The 12,739-nt window shown below is 63.2% G+C and carries 9 protein-coding genes and 2 pseudogenes; 6 read left to right on the forward strand and 5 right to left on the reverse strand.

Annotated elements, in window-relative coordinates; genetic code table 11:
* Positions 1–45 precede the first annotated feature (45 nt).
* The 3 genes and pseudogenes from glyS to GGR23_RS07770 all read left to right on the forward strand — a co-directional run.
* Positions 46–1,809: pseudogene (glyS, locus tag GGR23_RS07765) on the forward strand (glycine--tRNA ligase subunit beta); the annotation flags it as partial.
* Positions 1,783–2,301, forward strand: a pseudogene (locus tag GGR23_RS23610) (DALR anticodon-binding domain-containing protein); the annotation flags it as partial. The pseudogenes glyS and GGR23_RS23610, both read left to right, overlap by 27 nt.
* 19 nt (positions 2,302–2,320) lie before the next feature.
* Positions 2,321–2,812, forward strand: a complete 492-nt coding sequence (locus GGR23_RS07770) for a 2-thiouracil desulfurase family protein (protein WP_281375679.1) — start codon at positions 2,321–2,323, stop codon at positions 2,810–2,812.
* A gap of 6 nt (positions 2,813–2,818) precedes the next feature.
* On the opposite strand, the gene GGR23_RS07775 is transcribed toward GGR23_RS07770, so the two are convergent.
* From GGR23_RS07775 to GGR23_RS07790, 4 genes are all read right to left on the reverse strand, one after another.
* The gene (locus tag GGR23_RS07775) at positions 2,819–3,325 is read right to left on the reverse strand and encodes a plant virulence effector HPE1-like domain-containing protein (protein WP_246365038.1); all 507 of its coding nucleotides are present in this window, start codon (positions 3,323–3,325) and stop codon (positions 2,819–2,821) included.
* Positions 3,326–3,439: 114 nt separating this feature from the next.
* Positions 3,440–4,711 (reverse strand): phosphoribosylamine--glycine ligase, encoded by a 1,272-nt coding sequence (purD, locus tag GGR23_RS07780; RefSeq protein WP_183365597.1) that lies wholly within the window; start codon positions 4,709–4,711, stop codon positions 3,440–3,442.
* A gap of 168 nt (positions 4,712–4,879) precedes the next feature.
* The gene (locus tag GGR23_RS07785; protein ID WP_183365598.1) at positions 4,880–5,170 is read right to left on the reverse strand and encodes a type II toxin-antitoxin system RelE/ParE family toxin; all 291 of its coding nucleotides are present in this window, start codon (positions 5,168–5,170) and stop codon (positions 4,880–4,882) included.
* Positions 5,167–5,415 carry a type II toxin-antitoxin system ParD family antitoxin gene (locus GGR23_RS07790; RefSeq protein ID WP_183365599.1) on the reverse strand — a complete coding sequence of 83 codons (249 nt, stop codon included), beginning with the start codon at positions 5,413–5,415 and terminating at the stop codon, positions 5,167–5,169. The genes GGR23_RS07785 and GGR23_RS07790 overlap by 4 nt, the downstream gene beginning before the upstream one ends.
* 303 nt (positions 5,416–5,718) lie before the next feature.
* Between GGR23_RS07790 and GGR23_RS07795 the strand changes: the two genes are divergently transcribed.
* Together GGR23_RS07795 and ubiA are read left to right on the forward strand one after the other, a co-directional pair.
* Positions 5,719–8,022: a Tex family protein gene (locus GGR23_RS07795; RefSeq protein ID WP_183365601.1), complete on the forward strand. Its 2,304-nt coding sequence runs from the start codon at positions 5,719–5,721 to the stop codon at positions 8,020–8,022.
* A 530-nt stretch (positions 8,023–8,552) separates the two neighbouring features.
* Positions 8,553–9,512, forward strand: a complete 960-nt coding sequence (gene ubiA, locus GGR23_RS07800; protein WP_183365603.1) for a 4-hydroxybenzoate octaprenyltransferase — start codon at positions 8,553–8,555, stop codon at positions 9,510–9,512.
* Positions 9,513–9,572: 60 nt separating this feature from the next.
* Here ubiA and GGR23_RS07805 read toward each other — a convergent pair whose 3' ends face one another.
* Positions 9,573–10,139, reverse strand: coding sequence for a DUF6101 family protein (locus GGR23_RS07805; RefSeq protein WP_183365604.1), 567 nt, complete (start codon positions 10,137–10,139; stop codon positions 9,573–9,575).
* Between the two features lie 326 nt (positions 10,140–10,465).
* Here GGR23_RS07805 and GGR23_RS07810 point away from each other — a divergent pair, with 326 nt between their 5' ends.
* Positions 10,466–12,667, forward strand: coding sequence for a DUF1217 domain-containing protein (locus GGR23_RS07810; RefSeq protein WP_183365605.1), 2,202 nt, complete (start codon positions 10,466–10,468; stop codon positions 12,665–12,667).
* Positions 12,668–12,739 lie beyond the last annotated feature (72 nt).

Consider the following 12,739-nt stretch of genomic DNA (forward strand, 5'->3'; position numbering starts at 1 on the left):
CCCGATCTTCTCATCGAACTCCGCTCCGAGGAAATTCCTGCCCGCATGCAGCGCAAGGCTGCCGGCGACCTGAAGAAGCTGGTCACCGATGCACTGGTCGAGTCGGGTCTGACCTATGAAGGTGCGCGCGAATACTGGACGCCGCGCCGTCTGGCGCTCGACATCCGCGGGCTGACGGCCCGCTCTGCCGATGTGCGCGAGGAGAAGAAGGGTCCGCGCACGGACGCCAACGAAAAGGCGATCGAAGGCTTCCTGCGCGCCGCGGGCCTTTCCTCGATTTCGGAAGCGGAAGTGCAAAGCGATCCGAAGAAGGGCGATTTCTATGTGGCGGTGATCAACCGGCCCGGCCGTCCCGCCGAGGAGATCATCGCCTCGGTGATGCCCGATATCATCCGCAATTTCCCCTGGCCGAAATCCATGCGGTCCGGCGCGGCATCCGCCCGTCCGGGCGCCCTGCGCTGGGTGCGTCCGCTCCAGTCCATCGTCTGCCTCTTCGGACCGGAGCACGACGAAACCGTGGTCATCCCCTTCGAGGTCGATGGCATCGTCGCAGGCAACGTCACCTACGGCCACCGCTTCCACGCCCCTGAAGCCATCACCGTCAAGCGCTTCGGCGATTACGTGGCGAGCCTCGAGAAGGCGAAGGTCATCCTGGATGCGGAGCGCCGCAAGCAGGTGATTGCCCATGATGCGGCGAACCTTGCCTTTGCAAACGGGCTCGAACTCGTCGAGGACGAGGGCCTGCTCGAGGAAGTCTCGGGCCTGGTCGAGTGGCCGCAGGTGCTTCTCGGCACCTTCGAGGAGGATTATCTGGCGATCCCGGCAGAAATCATCCGGCTGACAATCAAGACCAACCAGAAGTGCTTCGTCACCCGCAAGGCGGGCGCGACCGATGGCAGCCTGTCGAACCATTTCGTGCTGGTCTCGAACATCGAGGCCATCGATGGCGGCAAGGAAATCATGCATGGCAACGGCAAGGTGGTGCGCGCGCGCCTCTCGGATGCCAAGCATTTCTGGAACCGCGACCAGGGCGATCTGCCCGATCTCGACACGCTGAAGGCCGCGGCCGCGAAGTTCGGCCTCGATCTGAAGAAGCCGCTCGACCAGCGCATGGCCAAGCTCGATGCGCTGAACGTCACCTTCCATGCCAAGCTCGGCACGCAGGGCGAGCGCGTCCAGCGCATTCGACAGATCGCGGCAAGGCTTGCGCCGGTTCTCGGTGCCGATGCGGCGCTTGTCGACCGGGCCGTGGTGCTTGCCAAGGCGGATCTGCGCACGGAAGCCGTCGGCGAGTTTCCCGAGCTCCAGGGCGTGATGGGTCGCAAATATGCGCTTCTCCAGGGCGAGAATGCAGATGTGGCGGCCGCCATCGAGGATCACTGGAAGCCGCAGGGCCCGGCGGACCGTCTGCCGGAAGGCAAGGTGGGACTGACCGTCGCGCTCGCCGACAAGTTCGATACGCTGACCGGCTTCTGGGCGATCGACGAGAAGCCGACCGGATCGAAGGACCCCTATGCGCTGCGCCGTGCGGCACTCGGCGTGGTGCGGATGATCCTAGAAAAAGGCATCCGCCTCAATCTGTTCGAATTGCTCAGTACTTCCTGGAGTAGTTCAGTTGCTCATCGTGACCCCCTAAGTGTTTCGATCGGCGAGCTACGGCAAGCGGGAATTTCGATAGACGGTTCCGACGATACTCTGCCGCAACGCGCGTCCCGGCTGGTTAAAAACCAAGATCGGCAACAGGTTATGGATAAACTAGACCACTATTTGACAACCGTCGTACCCGACCTCATCTCCTTCTTCCATGAGCGCCTGAAGGTCTATCTGCGCGAGCAGGGCGCCCGTCACGACCTGATCGATGCGGTGCTGACGCCCGATGCCGACGACCTCCTCATGGTTGCGCGGCGCGTGGAGGCGCTCACCGCCTTCATCACGTCCGAAGACGGCCGGAACCTGCTTGCCGGCACCAAGCGCGCGACCCAGCTGCTGGCCGCAGAGGAAAAGAAGGGCACCGTGATTGCCGACGGCATCTCGGAAGAGCTTTTCCGCCTCGATGCAGAGCGCGATCTCTTCACCGCCATCCGCGCCGCCTCGGCCGCTGCCGCCGATGCCGTGGCCGGCGAGGATTTCCGCTCCGCCATGACCGCGCTTTCGACGCTGCGCGCCCCTGTCGACCGCTTCTTCACCGATGTGCTCGTCAATGACGAGGATGCGGCGATCCGCGCCAACCGTCTGGCGCTCCTCTCGCTCATCCGCTCCGCAACCGGCACCGTCGCGGATTTCTCGAAGATTGCGGGGTAACCATCAGGAGGCGACACATTTGTCCGGAAGGATCCTGGTCAGCGCCTGTCTTCTTGGCATGCCGGTCCGCTATGACGGGCAGGGCAAGCCTTTTGCCCACGCGCTGATGGAGCGGTGGCGGGAGGAGGGGCGGCTGGTGGCGCTGTGTCCGGAAATGTCTGCCGGCATGCCGGTGCCGCGCCTGCCGGCCGAAATCGAAGGCGGGGCGAGCGGCGACGACGTGCTGGACGGGCGGGCCCGTGTGGTGGACGCCAAGGGCGGCGATGTGACCGATGCGTTCCTCGAGGCAGCGCGCAACGCGCAGCAGACCGCCACGGCCGAGGGCTGCCGCGCCGCGCTGCTGATCGACGGCAGTCCGTCCTGCGGGTCGATCACGATTTACGATGGTTCCTTTTCCGGCCGACGGATGGCGGGCGCCGGGGTGACGGCGGCTCTGCTCCGGCGAAACGGCATCGCCGTCTTCGCGCCGGATGGGGTCGCGGCGCTGTCGGCCTTTCTGGAGCCCCCCTGAGGCCGATCAGTCGGTGCGGAGCGAGAAGGAGGACGTGTCCAGCGGCTTTGCCGCGGCAGGGGCGTCCTCGCTGGCCATGCTCGCCGCGATGGGCGGCTTTGCGCCGCTTTCGCTTCCCGCCTCCGGCCCGTCCTTCACGGCGGCCGTCGTTGCATTCTTGTCGATGCCGTCGCCGGCCAGGCCGGGCTGTTTCGGGCGCCCTTCCAGTGCTGCGATTTCATCCTGGCTTGGGGTCGAGACGAACACCACCGGGGAGCCGCCGAGCCACGCTTCGGTGCGGAAAAGCTTGCGTTCGCCGGCCACCGTGCGCAGTTCGAGCTTCTGTTCGCCGGGCTTCAGCACCGGCACCTGATAGGCCAGCTTCTTGGGCGCGGGGGCCGGGCAATCGCCGCAGCCGATCACCGTAATGCTCTCCACCTTGGCGCTTTTCGGCAGGGCCGTCACCTCTTCGACGGAACCCGCATGGGCGGCACTGGCGAAGGCAAGGAGAGCAAGGCTGGCGAAAAGGCGCATGAGGATCATCCCAGGGTGCAGACCGATATCGGGAGAAGCCTAGCGGCCTTTCCTTTCGATCCCCTGAGAAAAGAGGGTTAAATTTTCGTAAAAGCTTATGGAAGATACGTTTTCTCAGCCGCGTTCGCGGGCGACCGCCCGCCAGCCGATATCACGGCGGCAGAAGCCTCCGTCCCACTTCACCGCATCGACCAGCGCATAGGCGCGCGCCTGCGCCTCGGACACCGTCTTGCCGCGGGCCGTGACATTCAGCACCCGGCCACCCGTTGCGGTGAGCTTCTCGCCTGCCTTCGAGGTGCCGGCATGGAAAACCTTGGTGTCCAGCCCTTCCGCCGGCAGGTGGGCGATCTCGCTGCCCTTCTCATAGGTGCCGGGATAGCCCTTCGCCGCCATGACCACCGTCAGCGCCGCCTCGTCCAGCCATTCGGCCTTCACCTGATCCAGCGTGCCGGTGGCGCAGGCATGCAGGATCGGCAGCAGGTCCGATGCAAGCCGCATCATCAGCACCTGGCATTCCGGATCGCCGAAGCGGACATTGTATTCGATGAGCTCGGGACCCTTTTCCGTGATCATCAGCCCGGCGAAGAACACGCCCTGGAAGGGATGGCCCATTTCCGCCATGCCGCGGATCGTCGGTTCGATGATCTCCTTCATGGTGCGCTCGACGAGATCGGGCGTCATGACCGGGGCGGGGGAATAGGCCCCCATGCCGCCCGTGTTCGGCCCGGTATCGCCATCGCCGACCCGCTTGTGGTCCTGGGCGGTGGCAAGCGGAAGCGCCGTCTTGCCGTCGGACAGGCAGAAGAAGCTCGCCTCCTCGCCATCGAGAAAGGCCTCCACCACCACCTCGGCGCCGGCCGCGCCGAAGGCGCCCTCGAAGCAGTCGTCGATGGCGGCGAGCGCCTCCTCGACCGTCATGGCGACCGTCACGCCCTTGCCGGCGGCAAGCCCATCCGCCTTGATGACGATGGGCGCGCCCTGGGCCCGCACATAGGCCTTGGCCTTCGGGGCATTGTTGAAGCGCTGGTAGGCACCGGTCGGAATATTGTAGCGGGCGCAGAGATCCTTGGTGAACCCCTTCGAGCCCTCGAGCTGGGCCGCAGCCGCGGACGGCCCGAAACAGGCAATGCCGGCCGCGCGCAGATCGTCGGCAAGCCCGGCGACAAGCGGCGCTTCCGGCCCGACGACCACGAATTCCACGCCCATCAGCCGGCAGAAATCGATGACCGCCTTGTGATCGGTCACATCGAGCTTCACACAGTCCGCATGCTCGGCAATGCCCGGATTGCCCGGCGCGGCATAGAGTTTGGAAAGCAGCGGAGACTGGGAAAGCTTCCAGGCCAGCGCATGCTCGCGTCCGCCCGATCCGATCAGAAGTACCTTCATCTTGTGTCTCCGCTTGCTGTCTGAAAGCGGTTTAAAGCGGACGGCAAAAAGATCAAGCGGGCGGGTGATGATTATAAGACTGTACCCATGACGTGATGGGAATGAAAGCAATCGGGGGCGACGGGAAACCCGTTTGCAGGGATTGGCAAACCCACCTTGTTTCGTCTCTCAGGAAAAGAGTGTCTGCCAGTCCTGCCGACCATGAAGGACACGGACGATTAGAATGTCATCCCCGGTAATTGTGTAAACAATCATGTGCGCTCCATAGGGGTGAAGGCGCATCGGTGGGTTCAACTCGCGGCGCTCGCGGGCCAGATAGGGATTTTCGGCAAGCAGGTCGAAAGTTTGAAACAGGCCTTCGAGATATTGCTCGGATTGCTGTACGCCGAACCGCTCAGCTCCGAAAACGTAGATCTCGATCAGTTCCCGGTCTGCCTCGGTCGTCGTACGGTAGGTCATGGCCGCCGCGCAGCCAGTTTGTCACGCGCAGCCTTGAGGATTTCCTCCTTTGAACGGGCACTTACGCCACTTTCCAGCCCTTCCACGATCAGACGCTGCAACTCGGCCAGCTTGTCGGCCCGCTCCTGATCGCGGCGGATCAGGTCACGGACATAATCGCTGGCATTGCTGTATCGGCCGGTCCTGGTTTGGGAATCCACCCATTCCTTCATGGGATCGGGCAGGGAAACATTCATCGTCGCCATATCATCACCTCTGATGCAAGCATGGCATAATTTGGCAAAGATTGCCATTGGCTTCGATGGATACATTTGAAACCGACTTGTCGATAATTGCATCGCCACCCGCTTCAAGTATGAGCATTAAGAGCCCATCCAACTTTTCAGCCAAGTCGATGCCTCTAGACTGAGGAATATATCCTAATAAAGCATGCACGCAAACACGTTCCCCCTGATCATCCCCAGCCTTGGCCGGCGCCGGCCTTGCCTTGCCGCAATCGGCCACTATGGTCCGCTCTCCTGAATTGCCTTTCGAGTCGGAGTTTTCCCATGAACGAGCGCCTGCTTGCCACGCTGATTGCCGCCGAGATCAAGGCCCGGCCCGAACAGGTCGAGGCCGCCGTCGGGCTGATCGACGAAGGCGCGACGATCCCCTTCATCGCGCGCTACCGCAAGGAGGTGACGGGCGGGCTGGATGACACGCAGCTGCGCACGCTGTCCGAGCGGCTGATCTATCTGCGCGAGCTCTCTGCCCGCCGCGCCTCGATCATCGAGAGCGTCACCGGCCAGGGCAAGATGACCGACGAGCTCCTGAAGAAGATCAATGCCGTCACGACAAAGGCGGAGCTGGAAGATCTCTACCTGCCCTACAAGCCGAAGCGCCGCACCAAGGCGGAGATTGCCCGCGAACGGGGGCTGGGGCCTCTGGCGGAAGCGCTGCTTTCCGACCGCAAGGCCGATCCGCAGGCGCTGGCCGCCGCCTATATCACCGCCGAGGTTCCCGATGTGAAGACGGCACTCGAGGGTGCGCGCGACATCGTCGCCGAAGGCATGACCGAGAATGCCGATCTTCTGAAGCGGCTGCGCGAGCACATGATGGCGAATGCCGTCATCAAGGCCCGCGTGGTGGAGGGCAAGCAGGAAGCGGGCGCGAAATTCTCCGATTATTTCGAGCACACGGAAAGCTGGGCGAAGGTTGCCGGTCACCGGGCGCTTGCCATGCTGCGCGGCTGGAACGAGGAGGTCCTGACGCTCACCATCGCCGTCGACGAGGACGATGCCTCGCCGGTGAAGCCCGCGGAGCGCATCATCCAGTCCGCCTATGGCATTACCCGCACCGGCGCTGCCGACAACTGGCTCGCCGATGTGGCGGGCTGGTGCTGGCGGGTGAAGCTGTCTGCCTCGCTCTCGCTCGACCTCATGCGCATGATGCGCGAGCGCGCCGAGGAGGAGGCGATCCATGTCTTCGCCCGCAATCTGAAGGACCTGCTGCTTGCCGCCCCGGCGGGCTCGCGCCCTGCCATGGGGCTCGATCCCGGCATCCGCACGGGCGTCAAGGTGGCGGTGGTCGATGGCACGGGGAAGCTTCTCGATACCGCGACCGTCTACCCCTTCCAGCCGAAGAACGACCTGCGCGGCGCGCAGATGGAAATTGCCCGCCTCATCCGCAAGCATGGGGTGGAGCTGATCGCCATCGGCAACGGCACCGCCAGCCGCGAGACGGAGAAGATGGTCGCCGATCTGCTGGCGGAGCTTCCCGCGCCCAAGCCCACCAAGGTGATCGTTTCCGAAGCGGGCGCCTCGGTCTATTCGGCCTCGGAACTCGCGGCTGCCGAATTCCCCGGCCTCGACGTCTCGCTGCGCGGTGCCGTCTCCATCGCCCGGCGCCTGCAGGATCCGCTGGCCGAACTCGTCAAGATCGAGCCGAAATCCATCGGCGTCGGCCAGTACCAGCACGATGTCGACCAGACGAAGCTCTCCCGCTCGCTGGACGCGGTGGTGGAAGATGCGGTGAATGCGGTCGGCGTCGATCTCAACACGGCTTCCGCCCCGCTTCTCGCCCGCGTTTCCGGCCTCAGCAATGCGATTGCCGAATCCATCGTTGCCTATCGCGATCAGGCAGGCGCCTTCGCCACCCGCAAGGAGCTGCTCAAGGTGCCGCGTCTCGGGCCCCGGGCCTTCCAGCAGGCGGCGGGTTTTCTCCGCATTCCCGACGGCAAGGAGCCGCTCGATGCCTCCGCCGTGCATCCTGAGGCCTATGACGTGGCGAAAAAGATCGTTGCCGCCTGCGGCCGCGATATCCGCAGCCTGATGGGCGACAGCGCGGTGCTGAAGAGCCTCGATCCGAAGCGCTTCGTCGACGAGACCTTCGGCCTGCCGACGGTGAAGGACATTCTTTCAGAGCTGGAAAAGCCCGGCCGCGACCCGCGCCCGAGCTTCAGGACGGCGACTTTTGCGGATGGCGTCAACGAGATCACCGATCTCAAGCCCGGCATGCTTCTGGAAGGCACCGTCACCAATGTCGCCGCCTTCGGCGCCTTCGTCGATATCGGCGTCCATCAGGACGGCCTCGTCCACGTCTCCCAGCTGGCGGACCGCTTCGTGAAGGACCCGCACGAGGTGGTGAAGGCCGGCGACGTCGTGAAGGTGCGCGTGGTGGAAGTGGACGTGAAGCGCAAGCGCATCGGCCTCTCCATGCGCCGCGACGAACACGCCGCACCCGTCTCCCGCGAGGCAAAGGGAGCGCCGTCCCCGCGCTTCGACGCCCGCCACGCCCAGAAGGGCCCGGCGAAACCGCAGTCTTCCATGGGCGGATTGGGTGCGGCACTTCAGGAGGCGATGAAGCGGAAGTGAGTGAGTAGGGAGTAGTGAGTAGGAAGTAGGGAAAACACGGCGCTTCGCATGTTTTCCCTGCCCGACCCCCACCCCTAACCCCTCCCCACAGGGGGGAGGGGAATCTGCACCCCATATGCCGCCTCTCGAAGCCGCGAAGGGCGCGGCACACTCGACCCCCTCCCTCCCCACAGGGGCGAGGGGAATTCGCTTCGCATACGCCGCCTCTTGAAGCCGCGAAGGGTGCGGCACGCTCGACCTCCTCCCTCCCCCTTGTGGGGAGGGGCAGGGGTGGGGGTCTCCTTCAAACGGACTGTGATGGATGAGGTACTCGTCCTTTCGTTCAAGGAACTCGGATCATGAAATGCCCCCGCCGCGGCGCCCTTTGCAATCCCGCTGCCCGGAGCGGAAGAGGGAGAGGTCTGGTACCGGATGCCGCCGCCCGGTCTGCAACAGGAATGATCGCTGCCCGGTGCCCATTGCTCACTCTTGACCCCCGACCCCAATCGGGCCTATCGCACTGGCACGTCTCGAAAGCCGGTGAAACAAGCATGAGCATGAATCTCGACGCCAACAATCGCGTGGCGGATGCGCCGTCGGATAACTGGGTGTACCGGCTCTTGCCGCCGAAGGCATGGCCCTATGCGCAGCTGGCGCGCTGGGACAGGCCCATCGGCTGGCAGCTGCTGCTCTGGCCGTGCCTGTGGTCGTCGGCGCTGGCCTTCCATGCGGCGGGCGAGGGCGGGTTTTCCGTCTTTGCGACCATGATCTGGCACATGCTTCTCTTCACCGTCGGTGCGATTGCCATGCGTGGTGCTGGCTGCACCTATAACGACCTCGTCGATCACGAGATCGATGCGCAGGTGGCGCGCACCCGCTCGCGGCCGCTGCCGTCAGGGCGCGTCAGCCGGTCGGATGCAAAGCGGTTCATTGCCGCGCAGGCGCTTGTCGGCCTGCTGGTGCTTCTCCAGTTCAACTGGTTCTCGGTGAAACTCGGCATCTTTTCGCTTCTCATCGTCGCGGCCTATCCCTTCGCGAAACGGGTCACCGACTGGCCGCAGGCGGTGCTGGGGCTTGCCTTCTCCTGGGGTGCGCTGATGGGCTGGGCGGCGGTCTTCGGCGGGTTGTCTGCCTCGGCAGTGTTCCTTTATCTCGCCTCCATCGCCTGGACGATCGGCTATGACACGATCTACGCCCATCAGGACAAGGAAGACGACGAGCTGGTCGGCGTGCGCTCCACGGCACGGCTCTTCGGCGAGAAGACGCAGCGCTGGCTGGGCATCCTCTATGGCGCGACGCTGGTGCTGATGGTGATGGCCTTCGCGCTGGCGGGCTCAGGCTGGCTTGCCTTCATCGGTCTTGCGGCAGCGGCGGTGCTGTTCGGCTGGCAGATCCTGACGCTCGACATCCGCAACGGGCAGGAATGCCTGGAGCTCTTCAAGCTCAACAGCTGCGTCGGGGCGATCATCTTCGCCGGCCTTTTCCTGCAGGCGGTCTGGACCGTCGCCTGAAACAGGAAAAGCCAGCCCCCGGGGGCTGGCTCCTCCGGCCAGAAGAATAAAAGGGACAGATTAACTTCTGGCGATGATTTCCCGGCCGTTGATCTTCATCATCAGGCCGAGGTTGCCGGTGGTCCGGCGCACCAGGAAGCGCGGGCGCCGGTCGGCAAAATAGGAGTGGCGCCGGCGCGGCTTGGCGGGCTTGGCGCGCACGTCGCCGATGTGCTCTTCCAGCGGGCGGGCCACGCCGTCGGCTTCCACCATCAGCATGGGAATGCGGAAGGCTTCGGCCCAGCTGCGCCAGTCGGCGGCGATGTCGCAGAGATCGTGCGCCACGAGCAGCGGAATGCAGAGCTCCGGGTCCTCGTGGTGAAGTTCGAGCGTGACGGTCACACCGCCATCGCCATGATCGATCGCCCGGGCCGCGACACCCTTGAAGGCGCGGGCCGGAAGGGCGATGGAGATGGGCAGCCCGCTTCCGGGAAGAACCTTCCTCAGGATTGCGCCACGGGCATCAACGGTAATCGAGATATCGCCAGACATGCCCTGCATGGACAGCGTCAGTTGCTGCGGGATCCGTGCCGGATCAAGGCGCAAGGCCGCAGCCGCCCAACGCGGCTTCATAACCGAATGTGTCATTACGCATTTCCCTTGTTTTACCTGAGAGCCGTTTTCCGGTCTTCTCCGGGACGTTTTCCGTCCTCTGATGGCATCACAATAGGCGGGGGTCTTTCCCGGGCGCTTAAAAATTGCGGTTAAGAAAACTTTGCATTTTCTGATGGTTATCAAAACCGAACGGATGACGGTTGACAGAGGGTGAACCCCGGCGCCCCGCTGTTTCGCCGCGGAGCGCACACCGAACGTTAAGATTGTGTTGCTATGAAATAGTCAGCCAGAAGCAAGCCCCGGGGTCCACAACGCCTCTCAAACCCATAGATGCCGGTTTCCAGACAAAGGCGAATGCCATGAGCCTCACCCTCGTCAGTCTGAACAATATCCAGAAGGATATCACGAAGACGCTGAAACAGATCTCGAGCGACAAGCAGGTCGAGCGGGAAACGGCCTATTACAAGGCAAATATCGGCAAGATCACGTCGATCAAGGACTTCCTGGCGAACGACCGGCTGTATCAATATGCGATGAAATCCTTCGGCATGGAGGACATGATCTATGCCAAGGGCTTCATGCGGAAGGTGCTGGAAAGCGACCTGACGGACGGCAACAGCTTCGCCAACAAGCTGGCGGACGACCGCTATCGCAAGTTCGCCCTTGCCTTCAACTTCAACTCTGCCACCACCGCCGTCCAGACGAGCGCGCAGACGGAGGATGTGCTCGGCCTCTATGACCAGTCGATCGTGCGCGAGGACGATCAGGTGAGGGATGATACCCGCTACTTCCAGGCGATGATCGGCACCTTCCAGACGGTCGATCAGATGCTGACCAACGAGCGGGTGCGCAGCTACATCCTGAAGAATTTCGGCTATGACGCGGACCGCTACTCCTACAGCCACATCCGCAACATCCTGACCAGCGATCTCGCCGATCCGGCAAGTTACGTCAATTCGCTACCCACCACCACCGCGGCCCAGAGCACGGAAAAGCAGCGCGCGCTGAACCTCGCGAACGCCTTCACCTTCAACACCGACGGCACGGTGAAGAACGGCGCGGCGCAGACGGAAGCCCAGACGGCAGCCCTGATCGAGAACTACGTGCTCACCGTGCCCTCGCACAAGACGCCGTCTGCCGCCGCGGTCAACCGGCTCTACTACGACACGAAGATCAGGACGGTCACCAGCATGACCGAAATCACCGGCGATGCCCGCATGTGGGAAATCGTGCGGACCGCGCTCGGCAAGGACTCCACCTTCCTGAAGGCGACGTTCGAGAACATCGTCAGCTCCGATCTCAACGATCCCCAGAGCTACGTGAATACGGCCGGCAGCAAGAAGGAAGAGTACGCGGCCATCGCCCGGCTGTTCAATTTCGACACGAGCGGCAATACCACCGCCGGCAATGCCCAGACCAGCACCCAGGAAAACACGCTGCTCAACGGCTACAACACCCATTACGACGATGTTGACGAAGAAACGCGCAACATCATGAAGACGTCCTACAAGAACAACATCGGCACGATCACCACGATCGACAAGCTGTTTTCCAACTCCACGCTGATGATCGTGTCGCTGGCGGCCTTCGGCATCAGCCGCGACGAATACAATCTCACCGAGCTCCGTCAGGCGCTGACCAGCGACCTCTCCGACCCGAAGAGCTATGTGAACACCAAGGGCGATCCGCGTCTTCTCAAGATGGCGCAGGACTTCAACTTCGATGCCAAGGGCAATGCGGCAGCGCCGCGCATGGCGCAGACCGAAAGCACCATCAAGGAAGTGGCCAGCGCCTATGCCATCCAGAAACAGCGCTTCCTGAAGTCGCCGGAGCTCGACACCGTCAAGAAGAAGGTCGAGGCCGAGACCACCTATTACAAGACGGAAATCGCCAAGCTGAAGACCGCCGACGAGCTCTTGAAGAACCGTCGACTGATCGATTTCAACCTGGTTGCGCTGGGCCTCGACCCCGCCAAGATCTCCGACGACACGCTGAAGAAGCTCTTCAAGTCGGACCTCAACGATCCCAAGAGCTTCGTCAACACCCAGACCGACAAGCGGCTGAAGCAGCTGGTCTCGTCGTTCAACTTCGATGCGAAGGGCAACCTGATCCAGAGCGCCAAGGGCAGCGTCCAGGATCGCGGCCACATGCAGAAGACGTTGGACGGCTACCTGCAGAACGAGCTGGAAGTGCGCCAGGGCGAGGAAAATCCCGGTGTCCGTTTCGCGCTCTATTTCCAGCGCAAGGCGCAGACCATCACCTCTGCCTACGACATCCTCGGCGATACCGCCCTTCTGGAGGTGTTCAAGACCACCTTCAGCATGCCGGACCAGTTCTCCAGCATGAAGATCGAGCAGCAGAAGGCGATCGTCGAGAAGAAGCTCAACCTTGCCGATCTCAAGGATCCGGAAAAGGTGAAGAAGCTCATCCAGCGCTTCACCGTCATGTACGACATGAAGCAGGACCAGGCGCAGGGCGGCGCCCTTTCGGTGATGTCGGCGTCCGGGTCGATCAGCGCCGATACTCTCTTCACGCTGAGCCAGCTGCGCACCGGCCGCTAGACTGCTTTTTCCTGACCCGCCGCAGGGGCCGCTCTCCGACCGGAGGCGGCCCTTGCGCTTTTCGGGCGAGTC

The organism is Gellertiella hungarica (assembly GCF_014197145.1).
GTDB lineage: Bacteria > Pseudomonadota > Alphaproteobacteria > Rhizobiales > Rhizobiaceae > Gellertiella > Gellertiella hungarica.

Bases quoted from the DNA above. Each gene is read 5' to 3' on its own strand.
- ubiA (WP_183365603.1), top strand. From the start codon at position 8,553: ATGAGCATGAATCTCGACGCCAACAATCGCGTGGCGGATGCGCCGTCG.
- purD (WP_183365597.1), bottom strand. From the start codon at position 4,711: ATGAAGGTACTTCTGATCGGATCGGGCGGACGCGAGCATGCGCTGGCC.
- GGR23_RS07795 (WP_183365601.1), top strand. From the start codon at position 5,719: ATGAACGAGCGCCTGCTTGCCACGCTGATTGCCGCCGAGATCAAGGCC.
- GGR23_RS07790 (WP_183365599.1), bottom strand. From the start codon at position 5,415: ATGGCGACGATGAATGTTTCCCTGCCCGATCCCATGAAGGAATGGGTG.
- GGR23_RS07775 (WP_246365038.1), bottom strand. From the start codon at position 3,325: ATGCGCCTTTTCGCCAGCCTTGCTCTCCTTGCCTTCGCCAGTGCCGCC.
- GGR23_RS07810 (WP_183365605.1), top strand. From the start codon at position 10,466: ATGAGCCTCACCCTCGTCAGTCTGAACAATATCCAGAAGGATATCACG.
- GGR23_RS07785 (WP_183365598.1), bottom strand. From the start codon at position 5,170: ATGACCTACCGTACGACGACCGAGGCAGACCGGGAACTGATCGAGATC.
- GGR23_RS07805 (WP_183365604.1), bottom strand. From the start codon at position 10,139: ATGACACATTCGGTTATGAAGCCGCGTTGGGCGGCTGCGGCCTTGCGC.